The sequence below is a fragment of the Microbacterium sp. PI-SA-G genome, assembly GCF_057215335.1.
The window spans coordinates 1-19,116 of record NZ_CM170103.1 but is presented as its reverse complement, the minus strand read 5'-3'; the positions used below and the strand labels follow the sequence as shown (position 1 = coordinate 19,116).

The window sequence follows — 19,116 nt, the reverse complement described above, 5'->3', positions numbered from 1 at the left end:
CGCTTCACAGCTCGCTCAATCGGCCGTCGGTGATCCGGATGCTGCGCCGCGCACGTCGCGCGACCGCATCGTCGTGCGTGATCACGATCAAGGTGAGTCCGTCGTCGTTGAGCTCCTCGAACAGCTCCATCACCTCGCCGGACGTGCGCTGATCGAGGTTGCCCGTCGGCTCGTCGGCGAGCAGCAGCTGCGGGCCGCTCACGACCGCTCGGGCGACGGCGACGCGCTGGCGTTCACCGCCCGAGAGCGACCCCGGGAGGAAGTCGACGCGATGAGCCAGCCCGACGCGGGTCAGTGCCTCCCGCGCCCGCGACTCCCGCTCGAGGCGCGGAACACCGCTGTACAGCATCGGCAGCAGCACGTTGTCGAGAACGGTGCGGCGCGGCAGCAGGTGGAACGACTGGAAGACGAAGCCGATGAAACGCGCCCGCACGGCGGCACGCTCGTCGTCACTGAGGTCGCCGGTCAGCGAGCCGGCCAGCCGGTACTCCCCGACACTGGGGCGATCCAGCAGCCCCAGCAGGTTGAGCATCGTGGACTTTCCGGACCCGCTCGGCCCGACGATCGAGATGTAGTCGCCCGGCGCCACCGACAGCGTCGCCGCCTTCAGCGCCTGCACCTCGGGAGGGCCGGGAAACGATCTGGTGACGTCACGGAGCTCGACGAGCGGCTCCGGCGTCACCGGCCCACCACCACCAGATCGCCCTCGACCAGTTCGTCGTCGACGGGTCGCACCTCGACGGCTCCGGTCGCGGCCAGTCCCGTCTCGACCACGACGATCCGGGTCTTCGCGTCCTTGCCGTCACGCGGATCCGAGTCGACGACCTCGATCCGCGATTCACCGCCGGGCCCGGCCGTGAGCGCGGCGAGCGGCACCGACAGCACATCTCCCTCGGTCGCGCCCACCGCGATCCGCACGCGCACGTTGTTCCCCTGCAGCAACGTGATCTGCTCGGGCGTCAGCGGGTCGGGGTCGAGGAGCACCTCCCAGCGGCCCTTGTCGTCCTTGCCGGGCTTCAACTCGGCGATCACCGCGCGTGTCTGCGCCCCGTCCGGCAGTTCGAAGGAGGCTTCGGCACCCACCTTGAGCAGCCGGGCGTCGGCCTCGGCAGCGGCCCCGGTGAGACGGACCGTAGCACCCGAGACCGTCATCGCCGCACCCGAGAGCACGGACCCGCGCTCCACTGTCACCGCATCCACGCGGCGAGGAAGCTCGGTGAGGTACAGCACCTCACTCGACGGCAGGTATGGCAGCACGTCCTGTCGGGCTTCCTGAAGCGCTTGATCGGCGGAGTTCGCCTGGGCTCGTGCGGCATCCAGTGCTGCCTTCTCACTGCCGGTGTTCTTGGCCGCCCAGAGTTGATCACGTTCGAGTCGAGCCGTCTGCAGGGCCCATTCGGCCTCCTGCACGCCGGCGCCTGAGGCCTTCGCGTTCGCGAGCTCCTGCTCGGCCTGCGCGACCTTCACGTCGGCCTGGAAGCTCTCCACCTTGCTGGGGCCGGCGCCCGCCGTGTTCAAGGTCTGTTGCGCCTGTGAGACGCCACTCTGGGCGCTGCGCACGGCCTCTTCAGCGGAGCGCAGGGCGTCGGACGCCCCGTCCTCGGGCGCCGGTGCCGGGTAGCCCACCTGTGCGTAGAGCTGCCCCACGGCCGCGGCGGTGGCCTCGTCGAAGACGTTCGATGCCACATCTCCGGTGTCGATGCCCAGACCCACCAGAGCCTGCTTGAGCTGGATCACGTCCGGCCCGGAGACGCCGTAGCGAAGCGTGCGGTATGCCGGGAGCTCTCCCGGAAGCACGATCACCGGGCGCCCCACCACCTCGAGCGCGACGGAGAGCGGGTTCAGCGTGGCACCGACCTCCGGCACCTGACCGGTGACGACGGCCGCGCCCGACAGCGCGGAGGTGTCGACTTTGACCTCGACGGCGTCGGCATAGCCCACGTCCGCGCGCAGGGTGACGTCGTTGCTGAGCGGACCGAACTCCACCGGCACGGTCACCAGACCGGCTTCGGGGGCATCGGCGCTCGACGAGTCGGGCGAGAACACGAACCGGCCCACCAGCAGCCCGGCCACCAGGAAGATCACGGCGGCCAATGCGACCATCCACAGCGTGCGGTTGCCCCGCAGCACCCGCTTCCAGCCGCTGACCCGCGTCGTGTCGACGTCGTCGTCCGGCGCCTTCTCTACGCCTTCAGTCAGCTCGGCCGGCAGCTCCGTGGTCGGAGTGTCGTCGCCGCGCATCACTTGCTCTGCTCGGCGGCGGCCTTGAACGCGTCGAGCTCGGCCTTGTTGTCGGCGATGAACTTCTCTTCGCGGGCGAACTGCAGCTTCAGCGACTCCTCGGTGTACGAGGTCTTCTCGCGGCACTCGAGGTCGACCAGTGCCAGCTCGAGTTCGCGCTCACCCAGCGCCTTCATCTCGGGGCTCTCGTTGGGATCGACGAAGTCGGCCGACTCCGTGTCGACCGGCTCGGACCCATCACCGAAGGCTTTGTCGTAGATCACGGTCTGCTCGTCGCTGATCGACTGCGCGGCCTCGCTCTGAGCCGAGAACCCGGGCTCGCCCTTGTCGGCCATGCACGACGCCCATTCGGCGTTCAGATCCGCCAGCTCCGGCGACTCCTGCGACGACGTCCAGAGCTCCTCCATCTTCGAGCGGAGGTCAGCGAACTCGTCGCTCTGCCACACATCCTCGCCATCGACCTCGTGCTGCGCCGCGCCCTGGCATCCGGCATCCTCCCACCGGTACTCGTAGCTGCCGTCCTCGCTGAGCTCGTCTTCCTCGGGGGTGACTCCGTAGAGCGTCTCGTAGAAGGCGGTCTGCTCCGACTCGGACAGCGACTCGACGTACTCCTGGTTCGGATCGACGTACTCCTCAGCCGACTCCTCCGCCTGCTGCTCGCTGAAGGGACTGCTCACCATGCCGTAGCCGTACTTCTCGACCCACTCGCGCTTCTCGGGCTCCCACTCGTTGCCGGCGTCCGACATGACCATTCCGCCGGCATCCGTGTTCGGTGCGTACTCGAACCCCTCGTCCGCCATGCACTTGGCGACCAGCTCCTCGATCTCCCGCTGGTTCTCCTCCATCTGCTTCTGCTGCTCTTCGGGCGAGAGATCTCCGCCGTAGGCGGCGGTCACGTACTTCGTCAGCGGGGAGTCCTCGTAGCTGAGGCCGTCATCGCCGGCGGTGCCGGAGCAGCCGGCGAGGACGAACATCGTTGCGGTCGCCGCGAGCGCGACAAGAGGACCGGTGGAACGCATGGGGGACTCCTTTGTGCAGCCGACGACAGTCGGAAGGACCCACGTTAGTCAACCGTGTCGATTGAAGTCATCATCCTTAAGGATGAGTTCAGGTCGGCGTCAGCGAGCGCGAGGATGCGACGTCGCGTAGATGTCGCGCAGCGCGTCCACCGACACGTGCGTGTAGATCTGGGTGGTCGCGACCGAGGCATGCCCGAGCAGTTCCTGCACGACGCGGACGTCGGCGCCACCCTGCAGAAGATGGGTGGCGAAGGAATGACGCAGTGTATGGGGCGAGACTTCCGCCGTGATCTGCGCGCGCTCCGCAGCGGCGCGGATCACGAGCCAGGCGCTCTGACGCGACAGCGGGGCCCCGCGGGCGCCCAGGAAGAGCCGCGCCGACGCCCGTCCGTTCGCCGCCAGCTGCGGGCGCACGCGCGTCAGGTAGGCGTCGGTCGCCGCACGCGCGTACGATCCGATCGGCACGATGCGCTCCTTCGACCCCTTACCGCGCAGACGCAGCACATCGCCGTGGGCGAGGTCATCGACGTCGAGGCCCACCGCCTCGGACACGCGGGCTCCGGTCGCATACAGCAGCTCGAGCAGCGCTCGGTCCCGGATGCCGAGGGGTTCCTCCGCAGAGGGCGCGGCGAGGAGTCTCTCGATCTGGTCGATCGTGAGCGCCTTGGGAAGCCGGCGCGGCGCCTTGGGCGGACGGAGGCGTCCGGTCGGATCGTCGAGCTCGATGCCCTCCCGCACCAGGAAGCGATGCCACCCGCGCACCGAGGACTGCAGCCGGGCGAGGCTGGTGGCGGCCGGCGGAGGCACGGTGCCGGCGCGTTCCGCGATGAAGCGTCCGACCACGGCCGGCGTCACCTCGAGCGTGTCGGTGAGCCCGTCAGTCTGCAGCCACTCGAGGTAACCGCCCAGATCACGCCGGTACGCCGCCACTGTGTGTGTGCTCAGTCCACGCTCGATCGTGACGTGACGCAGGTAGGCGTCGAGCGCCCGTTCGAGCTGCACCCTCAGCCCCGGGAGTGCTGCCTCAGCGTGGCCGCGAGCACTCCGATGCCGAGGATGCCGTTGCGCATGCGGCCGTCGAGGACCGCATCGACGGCCTCGGCGAGCGGGACCCACTCGACACGGATGTCTGCTTCCTCGTCTTCCCGGGCGTGAGCGGCCGCGGCGGCCGAGATGCCCGTGGCGAGGAACAGGTGGATGACCTCGTCGTTGCCGCCCGGAGTCGTCCAGGGCGAGACGAGCGGCTCCCAGTGCTCGGCGACCAGGTCGGCCTCCTCGGCGAGCTCTCGGCGCGCAGCCTCGAGGGGCTCCTCCCCCGCGACGTCGAGGAGCCCGGCCGGCAGCTCCCAGTCGCGATGACGGATCGGATGCCGGTACTGCTGGATCAGCAGCACCCGCCCCGCGTCATCGAGGGCCACGATCGCGACGGCCCCGGTGTGCTCCACGTACTGGCGACGGATCTCCTCGTTGCCGTAGCGCACCCGGTCATCACGGACGTTCCACACCGCGCCCTCGTAGGCGAGGTCGCTGCGCAGCACCTCGGGCGCGAACGGCTCGTCGCGCAAGAGGTCGTCGTTCTCGGACTCAGGCATCGGCGCTGACGTCGAACAGCTCGCTGGAGCGGTGGCGCTCGATGGCGGCGCCGATCAGTCCGCGGAACAGCGGGTGCGGCGCCGTCGGGCGCGAGCGCAGCTCGGGGTGAGCCTGCGTGGCGATGTAGTACGGGTGCACGTCGCGCGGAAGCTCGACGTACTCGACGAGGTCGAGCTCGGGGTTCAGTCCCGAGAACACCAGTCCGGCGTCTGCCAGGCGGTCGCGGTAGGCGTTGTTGACCTCGTAGCGGTGGCGGTGACGCTCTGACGCCTCGGCGGCGCCATACAGCTCACGGGCGAGCGATCCCTCGGCCAGTGCGGCCTGGTACAGCCCCAGGCGCATGGTGCCGCCGAGGTCGCCGCCGTCGAGGATCGAGACCTGCTCGGCCATCGTGGCGATCACCGGCTCTGCCGTGCCCGGATCGAACTCGGTCGACGACGCACCCGCGATGCCGGCGACGTTGCGCCCGTACTCGATGACCATGCACTGCAGTCCGAGGCACAGCCCGAGAGTCGGGATGCCCTGCTCGCGCGCGAACTTCAGCGCCCCCAGCTTGCCCTCGATGCCGCGGATGCCGAAGCCGCCGGGCACGCAGATTCCGTCGATCTCGGACAACTGCTCCTGCGCACCTTCCGGCGTCTCGCACAGGTCGGAGGGGATCCAGCGGATGTTGACCTTGGTCTCCTGCGCGAAGCCGCCCGCTTTGAGCGCCTCGGTGACGGAGAGGTACGCGTCGGGGAGATCGATGTACTTGCCGACCAGGCCGATCGTGACCTCGTGCTTGGGGTTGTGGACGGCGTGCAGCACCTTGTTCCAGCGCGCCCAGTCGACCTCGTCCGACTTCTCGTCGAGACCCAGACGGCGCACGATGTACGAGTCGAGGCCCTGCTCGTTCAGCGTGGACGGGATGTCGTAGATGCTCGGCAGGTCGACCGTGTTGATGACGCCTTCCACGTCGACGTCGCACATCAGCGCGATCTTGTTGCGGTTGCTCTCGCTGACCGGCCGGTCACTGCGCAGCACCAGGGCGTCGGGCTGGATGCCGACCTGACGCAGGGCGGCGACCGAGTGCTGGGTCGGCTTGGTCTTCTGTTCGCCGGACGCACCCATGAACGGCACGAGCGAGACGTGCACGAAGAACACGCTGTCGCGACCGAGCTCGTGGCGCAGCTGACGTGCGGACTCGAGGAACGGCTGCGACTCGATGTCGCCCACCGTGCCGCCGACCTCGGTGATGATCACGTCGGGGCGGGGCTCCTCCGTGGCCTGCAGCCGCATGCGGCGCTTGATCTCATCGGTGATGTGCGGGATGACCTGCACCGTGTCGCCGAGGTACTCGCCCCGGCGCTCACGCGCGATCACCTGCGAGTAGATCTGGCCGGTGGTGACGTTCGCCGCCTCCGACAGGTTGATGTCGAGGAAGCGCTCGTAGTGACCGATGTCGAGGTCGGTCTCGGCTCCGTCATCCGTGACGAAGACCTCGCCGTGCTGGAACGGGTTCATCGTTCCCGGGTCGACGTTCAGGTACGGATCGAGCTTCTGCATGACCACGCGCAGACCGCGGGCGGTGAGCAGATTGCCCAGGCTCGCAGCGGTGAGTCCCTTGCCCAAAGACGAGACGACACCGCCGGTCACGAAGATGTGCTTCGTCGTGAATGTGCGCTGCGTGGTGTCGTGTTTGGGTCCCGCTTCAGAAGAGTTCATCACGGGCTTCAATCCTAACAGTCGGCTCAGGCCCCGAGGCTCAGAAGTTCTCGGGCATGGGTGAGTGCGGCATCCGAATCGGTCAATCCGGAGAGCAGGCGGGCCATCTCGGCCTCCCGTTCGGTGCCCGTCAGACGACGCACACTCGAGGCGGTGACCGCTCCGTCGTTGGCTTTCACAACGGAGAGGTGGTTGGTGGCGAACGCGGCCACCTGCGCGAGATGTGTGACAGCGATCACCTGGGACTTCTCTGCGAGTCGGGCGAGTCGTCGCCCGACTTCGATCGCGGCGGCGCCGCCGATGCCCGCGTCGACCTCGTCGAAGACGAACGTCGGAACCGGATCGGTCGCGGCGATCACGACCTCGATCGCGAGCATTACGCGCGAGAGCTCACCGCCCGACGCGCCCTTCGCCACCGAACGCGGTTCGGCTCCCGGGTGAGGGGCGAGAAGGATCGACACGTCGTCTCGACCGTGCGCGGTCTCTGCGCCCTCGGAGACGGACACCACCAGGCGGGCGTCCGGCATCGCCAGCGCACGCAGCTCCTCGCTCACGGCCGTGCCGAGTCGCTCCGCGGCATCGGCGCGCGTGGCGGTCAGCGCCGCCGCATACCCATCGAGCTCGGCGCGGGCCTCGTCGCGTGCGGCGATGAGGCGGTCCAGACGGTCGCCGTCGTCGTCGAGTTCGGCCAGCCGGGCGGACCCGGTCTGCCAGACCTCCAGGGCCTGATCGAGGGAGCCGTGCGCGCGGATCAGCACGCCGAGCGCGGCGCGGCGCTCCTCGACTGCGGCGAGTTCGTGCGGCCCTGTCTCGTCAAGGTCGGCGAGGTATGCGGAGATCTGGGCGGCGGCATCCGCGATCCGGTACCCGATGTCGGCCAGCACGGCGGCGATGTCGGCCAGCTGCGGGTCGGTCACGCGTTCCAGGGCGCGTCGAGCTTCGGCCACCAGTATCGTCGCGTCGGGTTCGCCGTCTTCGTTCGAGAGCGCCCCGTGCGCGAGGGATGCCGCGAGACGCAGCTCTTCGGCGTTGGCGAGGCGTTCGGCACGGGCGGAGAGCTCGTCGTCCTCCCCTGCTTCCGGCGCGGTCGCCTCGATCAGAGCGAGGGCTTCACGCAGGCGCGACGCCTCTTCGGCGCGACGGTCGCGGTTCTGCGTGATCTCGACGATCTCGGCATCCAACTCGCGCCAGCGCGCGAATGAGGCGGAGTAGGAGGCCAGCGCCGTCGCGATCGGCTCGCCGCCGAAACGGTCGAGCGCGTCGCGCTGCGCGGCAGCGGACCGGAGGCGCAGCTGCTCGGACTGGCCGTGCACGACCACGAGTTCCTCCGCCAGGGCAGACAGCACGCCGGCGGGCGCGGCACGGCCGCCCACGCTGGCGCGGCTGCGGCCTTCGGCGCTCAGTGTGCGCGACACATACAGCTCGGCGGTGCCGGAGCCGGCGGGTTCGAGTTCGCCACCCGCGTCCGCGACGATATCGGCAACATCGCCGGTGTCCGGAACGATCCACACGCCCGCGACCGATGCCTGAGGCGAGCCGGCACGCACAGCCCCCGAGTCGGCACGCTGGCCGAGCAGCAGACCAAGCCCGGTGACGACCATGGTCTTGCCGGCGCCCGTCTCTCCGGTGATGGCAGTGAATCCGGGCCCGAGGGGCAGCACGGCGTCGGCGATGACGCCGAGCCCCTGCATGCGCATCTCCTCGATCATGAGGTCTTCCCCGGTTCCTGTCCGCGCCAGCCTTCGACCGGCAGCTGGAACTTGCGCACCAGGCGGTTGGTGAAAGCCGTCGGATGCAGCCGCGCCAATCGCACCGGGCGCGATGAGCGTCGCACCACCACGCGGGCGCCGGGCGGGAGATCATGCGAGCGACGACCGTCGCACCAGAGAATGCCCGATCCGCTCGTGCGCTCGAGCATCTCGATGGCCACTGCGGCGTCAGGGCTCACGACCAGCGGCTTCGCGAACAGCGCATGTGCTGACAGCGGCACCACCGCGATCGCTTCGACAGTCGGCCAGATGACCGGGCCGCCGGCCGAGAAGTTATATGCGGTGGATCCCGTCGGGGTGGAGATGACCATGCCGTCGCATCCGAAGCTGGACAGCGGACGGCCGTCGATCTCGAGCACGATCTCGATCATGCGCTCACGGCTGGCCTTCTCGACCGTCGCCTCGTTGAGCGCCCAGGTCTCGTAGATGACCGTGCCGTCGTGATCCTTGACTCGCACCGAGAGCGCGAGGCGCTCTTCGACGCCGTAGTCGCGGGCGATGACACGACGCACAGCGTCGTCCATCTCATCGCGCTCGGTCTCGGCGAGGAAGCCGACATGGCCCATGTTGATGCCGAGCACCGGGGCGTCACTGCCGCGCACGAGCTCAGCGGCCCGCAGGATGGTGCCGTCGCCTCCCAGAACGATCGCGAGCTCCAGCTCGTTCGGATCGACCGTCTCACCGAGCACGGCGACATCGGAGAACACGCCGTCGACGGCGGCGAGTTCGGCCCGATCATCGGCGGCGAGCACAGGACGTGCTCCGGCGCCGCGCAGTTCCTCGACGACTCGCCGGGCAGCCGCGACCGTCTCGGTGCGGCCCGCATGGGCGACGACCAGAATGCTGCGCTCGTTCATCGTCCTCCTGCCAAAGCGTTGATGCGATCCAACCATTCTGTCGGATTGCTGCCCCGCCCCGGCGCCAGATGGACGAGGTATTCGGCGTTGCCATGCGTGCCCAGGATCGGCGATGCCAGGATGCCGAGCATCCCGAGTCCTGCGTCCCACGCGCTCCACACGGAGCGGGCGACGGCGTCGGCACGGGTGGCGGGGTCGGTCACGAGACCGCCGCGAACGGCGGTTCGCCCGACCTCGAACTGCGGCTTCACGAGAAGCACGATGTCAGAATCCGGGGCAGCGACCGAAGCGACAGCCGGAAGGACCAGTTCAAGCGAGATGAAGGCCAGGTCCCCCACGATCAGGTCGGGAAGAGCCTGCTCGCCGGTGGCAGAGGCGAGATTCTCGGGCGTCATGTGCCGGACGTTGTAGCCCTCGACGGACGCGACGCCCGGGTCGCCGGCGATCGAGGGCGCGAGCTGTCCGTGGCCGACATCGACCGCCAGCACACGGCGCGCACCGCGTTCGCGCAGCACCTGCGTGAAGCCCCCGGTGGAGGCCCCCATGTCGAGCGCGAGTCGACCTTCGACATTCAGCCCGAATCCGTCGAGGGCGGCGATCAGCTTGTGCGCTGCGCGACCCACGTAGTGGTCTGACGCGGCGATCGTGATGACGGCGTCATCTGAGACAGCGGCGGATGCCTTCACGACCGGACGCCCGTCGACGCTGACCACGCCCTCGGCGATCAATGTCGCCGCGTGCGTGCGCGAGCGGGCGAGGCCGCGGGAGGCGAGAGCTGCGTCCAGTCTCGTCATCGGGAACCGGAGGGCTCCCGCTGCTCGAGCTTGGCCCCGCTCTCGAGACGTCGGGCGAGCTCATCGTGCAGCGCGACATACGCCTCTGCTCGATCAGACAGCGGCTGCCCCTCGATCAGACGCAGACGGCTCCACAGGCCATCCGTCGGTGCATCCGTCGTCTCTTCGCTCACCGTTCCACTGTACGCGGCGCGTCCCGCCGAAGACGGAGCCACGACGGATCCTGTTCAGGATCCGAGCAGGTCAGCGGGCGGTGCGGTCAGGGGCGGTGGAACGGGTCGTCGTACAGGCGCTCCGGCACCCGCAGAACGAACACCGGGGTCCCGGACGCCCAGATCGCCGCTGCGCCTGCGCGGAGGAGGTCGATCTGATTTCCCGACTCCGCCACGATCTCGACGTCGGCGCCCACCACACGAACCGCCGCACCGTTCACGGTGAAGACGCCGTCCTTCTCGACGGCCTCCGGATACGGCAGGTGCAGCTCGCGCAGGTCCGACAGGATATACGTCGGCCGCGAGCCAGCCGGAGCGGCCAGCACATGTTTCGGACGGTCAATACCGGTGAGGACGAGCGCCGAATCGATGCCGACCCGGCTCGCGCCCATGATGTCGGTGTCGAGGCGGTCACCGATGAAAAGCGCTTTGCGTGCGCCGAAGCGGTCGACCGCGACCTCGAAGATCGGCGCCTCAGGCTTGCCGGCGACCGTCGCGAGACGCCCGATCGCCGTGTGCACGGCAGACACCAGCGTGCCGTTGCCGGGTGCCACGCCACGTTCGCGCGGGATCGTCCAGTCCGTGTTGGTCGCGATCCACGGGATCCCACCCTCGTCCTCGGGAACCTTCAGGGCGAACGCCGCCTCGGCGAGATCCGTCCAGGCCACTTCCGGGGCGAAGCCCTGCACCACGGCGCTCGGTGAGTCCTCTGCGCTGCGCGTGACCGTGTAGCCGGCCTTCTGCACCTCGTCGACGAGTCCGTCACCGCCGACGACCATGATCACGGCCGGCGGCGGCACGATGCCCACCAGGAGCCGCATGGCTGCCTGGGGGCTCGTGACGACGTCGTCGGCCGCGACGTCGAGACCCAGACTGCTCAGGTGCTCGGCGACGGACGCATCCGTTCGTGAGGCATTGTTGGTGATGTAGCCGAGCCGCGCGCTCTTGGCCGCCTCGTTGAGACTTTCGACCGCGAACGGCAACGCTCCCGGCCCGGCATAGACCACGCCGTCGAGGTCGGCCAGCACCGTGTCGACGCCGTCCAGCGGCGTAGCGGCGGCGCGCTTGCGCGAGAACAGCGCCACTACGCCTCCTGCTGCGGCTCGTCGGTCTCGCCGAGGAGTTCGCGCACCTCGTCTTCGACGGTCGGCTCAGGCTCAGGCGTCGCGGCATCCTCATCGGCGTCGGTCGCGGCGTCAGCGTCAACGTCGAGCTCAGCCTCAGCCTCAGCCTCAGCCTCGACGGCGGGAGCGTCTTCGTCGTCGTCGAGGAACTCGCCTTCGATCAGACCGTCTTCGATGATGATCTCTTCGTCGCCGGCCTCGTCGACGCCGAGCGCCTCGGCGGCGACATCGGCGCGATGCGCCCAGAACTCCGCTTCCTCGGTGCGTCCGAGATCCTCGAGGACAGCCGCACGCGCAGCGAACAGAGAAGGACTCCACTCGAAGGCGCGATCCGGATTCAACTCCGGAATCTCCAGTTCGCCGAGCGCCAGCTCCAGATCACCCTGGTCGAGGCGGGCGCCGGACATCGCGATCGCGAGAGCCACGCGCACCGGCGTGGGAAGAGCGGCGCGATCGGCAGCGCGACCGGTCTCGAGTGCCCGATCAGGACGGCCGATCCCGCGCTCGCTGTCGACCATCAGCGCGATCTGATCGTCCTTGCCCGAGATGCGGCGGAACGTCCGCAGCTCGCGGAGGGCCAGAGCGAAGTCCTCCGTCGCATAGGCGGTGATGCCGAGCGTTTCACGAACGATCGCGATACGGCCGGCACGCCGCGAAGCTGCCAGAGCATGTTCGTGCGCCAGTGCAGGGTCCTCGTCGATCAGACGCGAGGCCATCGCGAGATGACGCGCCACGACCTCCGCGTTCTCCTTGCTCAGAGTCTTGAGCTCATTGCGGGCAGACGAGTGCAGGTCCTGCGGGGTGACATCGTCCGGAAGCATGGGGTCGTTGTGGCGCGGGCGATCGTCTGTCGCCTGAACCGGCCGTTCCCGGCCCGCTCCCCCACGCTGCGGATACGAACGGGCACGGTCTCGGTCGTTGCTACCTTCACGACGCGGCGCGGAGTCACGGTTGTAACCGCCCTCACGACGGGGCGCGGAATCGCGGCTACCTTCACGACGAGGCGCGGAGTCGCGGTTGTAACCACCCTCACGACGCGGCGCCGAATCACGGTTGCTGTTGTTGTCGCGGTTGTAACCACCCTCACGACGCGGCGCCGAATCACGGTTGCTGTTGTTGTCGCGGTTGTAACCGCCCTCACGGCGGGACGCGGAATCACGGTTGTAACCGCCCTCGCGACGAGGCGCGGAGCCGCGGTTGCTGTCGCCGCTGTAACCGCCCTCACGACGCGGCGCCGAATCACGGTTGTAACCGCCCTCACGACGAGGCGCGGAGCCGCGGTTGCTGTCGCCGCTGTAACCGCCCTCACGCCGCGGAGCCGAATCACGGCTGCTGTCGCGGTTGTAGCCACCCTCGCGGCGAGGAGCGGAATCGCGGTTGTTGTCGCGGTTGTGCCCACCTTCTCGACGCGGAGCGGAATCGCGGTTGTAGCCACCTTCACGACGCGGGGCCGAATCACGGCTGTAACCACCTTCACGACGCGGAGCGGAATCGCGGTTATAACCACCTTCACGACGCGGGGCCGAATCACGGTTGCTCTCGCGGTTGTAACCACCGTCACGACGAGGAGCCGAATCACGGCTGCTGTCGCGGTTGTATCCGCCCTCACGACGCGGCGCCGAATCGCGCCTGCCGTCGCGGTTGTAGCCACCTTCACGACGCGGAGCGGAATCGCGGCTGCTGTTGTTGTCGCGGTTGTATCCGCCCTCACGACGCGGCGCCGAATCACGGCTGCTGTCGCGATTGTAACCGCCCTCACGACGAGGCGCGGAATCACGGCTGCTGTTGCTGTCGCGGCTGTAGCCACCTTCACGACGCGGAGCGGAATCGCGGCTGCTGTTATTGTCGCGGTTGTAACCACCCTCACGACGAGGCGCGGAATCGCGGTTTTGAGAAGCAGGACGCCCCCCAGAAGCACGGTGATCGCGGGATCCGCTGTCGTTGCGACGCGGACGGCGCTCTTCCTCTTCTGGCATGATGCTTCCTATTCTCTTTCGTGTAAACGCAAAATGGCCACCCAACGATGGGTGGCCATTTTGACTAAAAGGAGTCCGGCGGTGTCCTACTCTCCCACAGGGTCCCCCCTGCAGTACCATCGGCGCTGTGAGGCTTAGCTTCCGGGTTCGGAATGTAACCGGGCGTTTCCCTCACGCTATGGCCGCCGAAACACTATTGATGTTTCAATCAAACACATAACAAAGTCAATGTTGTTATGCGGTTCTCGACCGTACATCGAGAACCACTCAGTGGACGCGTAGCACCAACAAACGGTGTGTTATCAAGTCATCGGCTTATTAGTACCAGTCAGCTGCATGCATTACTGCACTTACACATCTGGCCTATCAACCCAGTAGTCTGGCTGGGAGCCTCTCACCCGAAGGTATGGAAATCTCATCTTGAGGCCGGCTTCCCGCTTAGATGCTTTCAGCGGTTATCCATCCCGAACGTAGCTAATCAGCGGTGCTCCTGGCGGAACAACTGACACACCAGAGGTTCGTCCAACCCGGTCCTCTCGTACTAGGGTCAGATCCTCTCAAATTTCCTACGCGCGCAGCGGATAGGGACCGAACTGTCTCACGACGTTCTAAACCCAGCTCGCGTACCGCTTTAATGGGCGAACAGCCCAACCCTTGGGACCTACTCCAGCCCCAGGATGCGACGAGCCGACATCGAGGTGCCAAACCATGCCGTCGATATGGACTCTTGGGCAAGATCAGCCTGTTATCCCCGAGGTACCTTTTATCCGTTGAGCGACAGCGCTTCCACAAGCCACTGCCGGATCACTAGTCCCGACTTTCGTCCCTGCTCGACCTGTCAGTCTCACAGTCAAGCTCCCTTGTGCACTTACACTCGACACCTGATTACCAACCAGGTTGAGGGAACCTTTGGGCGCCTCCGTTACTTTTTGGGAGGCAACCGCCCCAGTTAAACTACCCACCATGCACTGTCCCTGAACCGGATTACGGTTCGAAGTTAGATATCCAGAGTGACCAGAGTGGTATTTCAACAATGACTCCACACGAACTGGCGTCCATGCTTCAAAGTCTCCCACCTATCCTACACAAGCCACACCGAACACCAATACAAAGCTATAGTAAAGGTCACGGGGTCTTTCCGTCCTGCTGCGCGTAACGAGCATCTTTACTCGTAATGCAATTTCGCCGAGTTCGCGGTTGAGACAGTTGGGAAGTCGTTACGCCATTCGTGCAGGTCGGAACTTACCCGACAAGGAATTTCGCTACCTTAGGATGGTTATAGTTACCACCGCCGTTTACTGGGGCTTAAATTCTCAGCTTCGCCTTGCGGCTAACCGGTCCTCTTAACCTTCCAGCACCGGGCAGGCGTCAGTCCGTATACATCGTCTTGCGACTTGGCACGGACCTGTGTTTTTAGTAAACAGTCGCTACCCACTAGTCTCTGCGGCCTCCAAACGCTTTTGGGAGCAAGTCCCTATACGCCGAAGGCCCCCCTTCTCCCGAAGTTACGGGGGCATTTTGCCGAGTTCCTTAACCACGATTCTCTCGATCTCCTTGGTATTCTCTACCTGACCACCTGAGTCGGTTTGGGGTACGGGCGGCTTGAACCTCGCGTCGATGCTTTTCTTGGCAGCATAGGATCACCCACTTATTATCCGCATCGTGTCTCAGCCTGTATGAGTCGCGGATTTGCCTACGACTCGGCCTACGCACTTGCACCGGGACAACCATCGCCCGGCTGGGCTACCTTCCTGCGTCACACCTGTTAATACGCTAACCGCACCAGAACGGGGTCGTGCGCTAGGCCCAGAGCGTCACCCCGAAGGGATCAGTCACTGGGATTCAGACACTTAGCACTACTGGATTAGCTTGGGCGGTTCTTCGCCGGTACGGGAATATCAACCCGTTGTCCATCGACTACGCCTGTCGGCCTCGCCTTAGGTCCCGACTTACCCAGGGAAGATTAGCTTGACCCTGGAACCCTTGGTCTTTCGGAGGACGTGTTTCTCACACGTCATTCGCTACTCATGCCTGCATTCTCACTCGTGTAGCCTCCACGGCTGGTTTACACCGCCGCTTCGCTGGCCACACGACGCTCTCCTACCCATCAATACGGCTGGACCACGAAGGCCTACCAAAAATATCAATGCCACAACTTCGGTGGCGTGCTTGAGCCCCGTTACATTGTCGGCGCGGAATCACTTGACCAGTGAGCTATTACGCACTCTTTCAAGGGTGGCTGCTTCTAAGCCAACCTCCTGGTTGTCAAAGCAACTCCACATCCTTTCCCACTTAGCACGCGCTTTGGGACCTTAGTTGGTGGTCTGGGTTGTTTCCCTCTCGACTATGAAGCTTATCCCCCACAGTCTCACTGCTGCGCTCTCACTTACCGGCATTCGGAGTTTGGCTGACGTCAGTAACCTTGTAGGGCCCATCGGCCATCCAGTAGCTCTACCTCCGGCAAGAAACACGCAACGCTGCACCTAAATGCATTTCGGAGAGAACCAGCTATCACGAAGTTTGATTGGCCTTTCACCCCTATCCACAGCTCATCCCCTCAGTTTTCAACCTAAGTGGGTTCGGTCCTCCACGACGTCTTACCGTCGCTTCAACCTGGCCATGGATAGATCACTTCGCTTCGGGTCTAGGACATGCGACTGAATCGCCCTATTCAGACTCGCTTTCGCTACGGCTACCCCACACGGGTTAACCTCGCCACATATCGCTAACTCGCAGGCTCATTCTTCAAAAGGCACGCTGTCACCCCTACTAAGGAGGCTCCAACGGTTTGTAAGCAAACGGTTTCAGGTACTATTTCACTCCCCTCCCGGGGTACTTTTCACCTTTCCCTCACGGTACTTGTCCGCTATCGGTCATCTGGGAGTATTTAGGCTTATCAGGTGGTCCTGACAGATTCACACGGGATTTCACGGGCCCCGTGCTACTTGGGATACTCTTCGCGCCAAGAGAGGCATTTCGACTACGGGGTTGGCACCCTCTATGACCGGCCTTTCAAGACCGTTCGTCTATACCTTCTTGTAACGCCGCCACCTCGGCAGAGATGACTGAAAAGTCCCACAACCCCCAACGTGCAACACCTGCCGGCTATCACACACGCTAGGTTTAGCCTGTTCCGGTTTCGCTCGCCACTACTAACGGAATCGCGGTTGCTTTCTCTTCCTGTGGGTACTGAGATGTTTCACTTCCCCACGTTCCCTCTACCCGCCCTATATATTCAGGCGGGAGTCACTAGGTCGGCACGCCGCCCAGCGGGGTTTCCCCATTCGGACACCCTCGGATCAAAACTTGCTTATCAGTTCCCCGAGGCTTATCGCAGATTGCTACGTCCTTCTTCGGCTCCAGATGCCAAGGCATCCACCGTTTGCTCTTAAAGACTTGAAATCACATGAGTTTGAATCAGAATCGACACCAAACCCCGAAAGGCTTGGCATGAAATTGACTAATGATCTTTAAGATCATCTTGTGCAACCAATCCGAAGATCAGTTGCAAGATGCTCGCGTCCACTGTGTAGTTCTCAAAGTACGGGCGGTACCCCCATCCACCTGCCCAAACGGACAAACAGAAAGAGGTCCAGAGTAACCGACTGGCTCCCAACCCAAAGGCCAGAGCACATCCGGTCCCTCAGGACCCAACAGCGTGCAGACACCCACCCCCGACACCCAAACGTTCCAACAGCAAGCTGTGTACTAGTTCAAGAATCAGATCCTGATGCCATGTCAAATGTTCCACCCATGAGCTCCCCGCAGAGACGAACGCTCTGATCGGGGTTCTGGACTCCGAAGAGTCAGATGCTCCTTAGAAAGGAGGTGATCCAGCCGCACCTTCCGGTACGGCTACCTTGTTACGACTTAGTCCTAATTACCAATCCCACCTTCGACGGCTCCCTCCAAAAAGGTTAGGCCACCGGCTTCAGGTGTTACCGACTTTCATGACTTGACGGGCGGTGTGTACAAGACCCGGGAACGTATTCACCGCAGCGTTGCTGATCTGCGATTACTAGCGACTCCGACTTCATGAGGTCGAGTTGCAGACCTCAATCCGAACTGGGACCGGCTTTTTGGGATTCGCTCCACCTCACGGTATTGCAGCCCTTTGTACCGGCCATTGTAGCATGCGTGAAGCCCAAGACATAAGGGGCATGATGATTTGACGTCATCCCCACCTTCCTCCGAGTTGACCCCGGCAGTATCCCATGAGTTCCCACCATTACGTGCTGGCAACATAGAACGAGGGTTGCGCTCGTTGCGGGACTTAACCCAACATCTCACGACACGAGCTGACGACAACCATGCACCACCTGTTTACGAGTGTCCAAAGAGTTGACCATTTCTGGCCCGTTCTCGTATATGTCAAGCCTTGGTAAGGTTCTTCGCGTTGCATCGAATTAATCCGCATGCTCCGCCGCTTGTGCGGGTCCCCGTCAATTCCTTTGAGTTTTAGCCTTGCGGCCGTACTCCCCAGGCGGGGAACTTAATGCGTTAGCTGCGTCACGGAATCCGTGGAATGGACCCCACAACTAGTTCCCAACGTTTACGGGGTGGACTACCAGGGTATCTAAGCCTGTTTGCTCCCCACCCTTTCGCTCCTCAGCGTCAGTTACGGCCCAGAGATCTGCCTTCGCCATCGGTGTTCCTCCTGATATCTGCGCATTCCACCGCTACACCAGGAATTCCAATCTCCCCTACCGCACTCTAGTCTGCCCGTACCCACTGCAGGCCCGAGGTTGAGCCTCGGGATTTCACAGCAGACGCGACAAACCGCCTACGAGCTCTTTACGCCCAATAATTCCGGATAACGCTTGCGCCCTACGTATTACCGCGGCTGCTGGCACGTAGTTAGCCGGCGCTTTTTCTGCAGGTACCGTCACTTTCGCTTCTTCCCTGCTAAAAGAGGTTTACAACCCGAAGGCCGTCATCCCTCACGCGGCGTTGCTGCATCAGGCTTGCGCCCATTGTGCAATATTCCCCACTGCTGCCTCCCGTAGGAGTCTGGGCCGTGTCTCAGTCCCAGTGTGGCCGGTCACCCTCTCAGGCCGGCTACCCGTCGACGCCTTGGTGAGCCATTACCTCACCAACAAGCTGATAGGCCGCGAGCCCATCCCCAACCGAAATTCTTTCCAGACGCAGACCATGCGGTCACGTCACATATCCAGTATTAGACGCCGTTTCCAGCGCTTATCCCAGAGTCAGGGGCAGGTTGCTCACGTGTTACTCACCCGTTCGCCACTGATCCACCCAGCAAGCTGGGCTTCACCGTTCGACTTGCATGTGTTAAGCACGCCGCCAGCGTTCATCCTGAGCCAGGATCAAACTCTCCGTAAAAAAGAAATGCATACGACACCGGGAAAACGGTGACGCAGCGAGTTTGATGCTGACCAAAGAGACAAATTCATTGCTGACTTCATCCGAATGCCAACCCCACAAGGAGGTTGGTCTTTGATCCAAAGGAATTCTCACCCAGCCGAAGCTAGACGAGGATAATTTGGCATTTGACAAGTGCACGCTGTTGAGTTCTCAAGGATCGGATGCTCCCACGACCCGGCCATCACAACCAGGCCCGCAGGGCAACTTCTCAATCTTACCCACCACAACCGGAAAGTCAAATCAGCACAACCCGCGAATCAAAGACCCACAAGCGCACCAACAACAACCGAAGAAGAGGTGGAAACTCCCATCCTAGACCCGAAGGCCCACACACTCAAGAAGCATGTGAAAGATGGAAGGCGGTTCTCCACTTGAGGGGGGTGAAGCTCTCGGCCTCTCCGCTTCCCTGTGGGGCGAACAAGTAATAAGTTACGCGGATCCC

General features: G+C 64.3%; 12 protein-coding genes and 3 rRNA genes. All 15 read right to left on the bottom strand.

Going from position 1 to position 19,116, the window contains the following annotated elements; genetic code table 11:
- Positions 1–4 precede the first annotated feature (4 nt).
- Positions 5–682 carry an ABC transporter ATP-binding protein gene (locus AC2D10_RS00075; protein ID WP_484709702.1) on the bottom strand — a complete coding sequence of 226 codons (678 nt, stop codon included), beginning with the start codon at positions 680–682 and terminating at the stop codon, positions 5–7.
- Complete coding sequence (locus tag AC2D10_RS00070; RefSeq protein WP_484709700.1) at positions 679–2,241, bottom strand: efflux RND transporter periplasmic adaptor subunit; 1,563 nt, start codon at positions 2,239–2,241, stop codon at positions 679–681. The genes AC2D10_RS00075 and AC2D10_RS00070 overlap by 4 nt, the downstream gene beginning before the upstream one ends.
- Positions 2,241–3,260, bottom strand: a complete 1,020-nt coding sequence (locus AC2D10_RS00065; RefSeq protein WP_484709698.1) for a hypothetical protein — start codon at positions 3,258–3,260, stop codon at positions 2,241–2,243. Before AC2D10_RS00065 ends, AC2D10_RS00070 begins: the two co-directional genes overlap by 1 nt.
- A gap of 99 nt (positions 3,261–3,359) precedes the next feature.
- Positions 3,360–4,262 carry a site-specific tyrosine recombinase XerD gene (gene xerD / locus AC2D10_RS00060; protein WP_484709697.1) on the bottom strand — a complete coding sequence of 301 codons (903 nt, stop codon included), beginning with the start codon at positions 4,260–4,262 and terminating at the stop codon, positions 3,360–3,362.
- 2 nt (positions 4,263–4,264) lie between these two features.
- A complete protein-coding gene (locus AC2D10_RS00055) occupies positions 4,265–4,852 on the bottom strand; it encodes an NUDIX domain-containing protein (protein ID WP_484709696.1) in 588 nt (195 codons plus the stop codon).
- A complete protein-coding gene (gene pyrG, locus AC2D10_RS00050; RefSeq protein WP_484709694.1) occupies positions 4,845–6,557 on the bottom strand; it encodes a CTP synthase in 1,713 nt (570 codons plus the stop codon). Before pyrG ends, AC2D10_RS00055 begins: the two co-directional genes overlap by 8 nt.
- 26 nt (positions 6,558–6,583) lie before the next feature.
- Positions 6,584–8,266 (bottom strand): DNA repair protein RecN, encoded by a 1,683-nt coding sequence (recN, locus tag AC2D10_RS00045; protein ID WP_484709693.1) that lies wholly within the window; start codon positions 8,264–8,266, stop codon positions 6,584–6,586.
- Entirely contained in the window at positions 8,263–9,183 is a 921-nt protein-coding gene (locus AC2D10_RS00040) for an NAD kinase (RefSeq protein WP_484709691.1), read from the bottom strand. Before AC2D10_RS00040 ends, recN begins: the two co-directional genes overlap by 4 nt.
- Positions 9,180–9,977, bottom strand: coding sequence for a TlyA family RNA methyltransferase (locus AC2D10_RS00035; protein ID WP_484709690.1), 798 nt, complete (start codon positions 9,975–9,977; stop codon positions 9,180–9,182). The genes AC2D10_RS00040 and AC2D10_RS00035 overlap by 4 nt, the downstream gene beginning before the upstream one ends.
- A complete protein-coding gene (locus AC2D10_RS00030; RefSeq protein WP_484709689.1) occupies positions 9,974–10,150 on the bottom strand; it encodes a hypothetical protein in 177 nt (58 codons plus the stop codon). Before AC2D10_RS00030 ends, AC2D10_RS00035 begins: the two co-directional genes overlap by 4 nt.
- 86 nt (positions 10,151–10,236) lie before the next feature.
- Complete coding sequence (locus AC2D10_RS00025) at positions 10,237–11,274, bottom strand: HAD-IIA family hydrolase (RefSeq protein WP_484709688.1); 1,038 nt, start codon at positions 11,272–11,274, stop codon at positions 10,237–10,239.
- Positions 11,274–13,289 carry a primosomal protein gene (locus AC2D10_RS00020; RefSeq protein ID WP_484709687.1) on the bottom strand — a complete coding sequence of 672 codons (2,016 nt, stop codon included), beginning with the start codon at positions 13,287–13,289 and terminating at the stop codon, positions 11,274–11,276. Before AC2D10_RS00020 ends, AC2D10_RS00025 begins: the two co-directional genes overlap by 1 nt.
- Before the next feature lie 73 nt (positions 13,290–13,362).
- Positions 13,363–13,479: ribosomal RNA gene (rrf, locus tag AC2D10_RS00015) — 5S ribosomal RNA — on the bottom strand.
- Between the two features lie 108 nt (positions 13,480–13,587).
- A 23S ribosomal RNA gene (locus AC2D10_RS00010) occupies positions 13,588–16,691 on the bottom strand.
- Positions 16,692–17,110: 419 nt separating this feature from the next.
- Positions 17,111–18,632 (bottom strand): 16S ribosomal RNA (locus AC2D10_RS00005).
- The 16S, 23S and 5S rRNA genes sit together here, the layout of an rRNA operon.
- Positions 18,633–19,116 lie beyond the last annotated feature (484 nt).

Excerpts from the sequence above, each read along its gene's own strand:
- AC2D10_RS00020 (WP_484709687.1), bottom strand. The coding sequence starts at position 13,289 with ATGCCAGAAGAGGAAGAGCGCCGTCCGCGTCGCAACGACAGCGGATCC.
- AC2D10_RS00035 (WP_484709690.1), bottom strand. The coding sequence starts at position 9,977 with ATGACGAGACTGGACGCAGCTCTCGCCTCCCGCGGCCTCGCCCGCTCG.
- AC2D10_RS00040 (WP_484709691.1), bottom strand. The coding sequence starts at position 9,183 with ATGAACGAGCGCAGCATTCTGGTCGTCGCCCATGCGGGCCGCACCGAG.
- recN (WP_484709693.1), bottom strand. The coding sequence starts at position 8,266 with ATGATCGAGGAGATGCGCATGCAGGGGCTCGGCGTCATCGCCGACGCC.
- AC2D10_RS00055 (WP_484709696.1), bottom strand. The coding sequence starts at position 4,852 with ATGCCTGAGTCCGAGAACGACGACCTCTTGCGCGACGAGCCGTTCGCG.
- pyrG (WP_484709694.1), bottom strand. The coding sequence starts at position 6,557 with ATGAACTCTTCTGAAGCGGGACCCAAACACGACACCACGCAGCGCACA.
- AC2D10_RS00065 (WP_484709698.1), bottom strand. The coding sequence starts at position 3,260 with ATGCGTTCCACCGGTCCTCTTGTCGCGCTCGCGGCGACCGCAACGATG.
- AC2D10_RS00070 (WP_484709700.1), bottom strand. The coding sequence starts at position 2,241 with ATGCGCGGCGACGACACTCCGACCACGGAGCTGCCGGCCGAGCTGACT.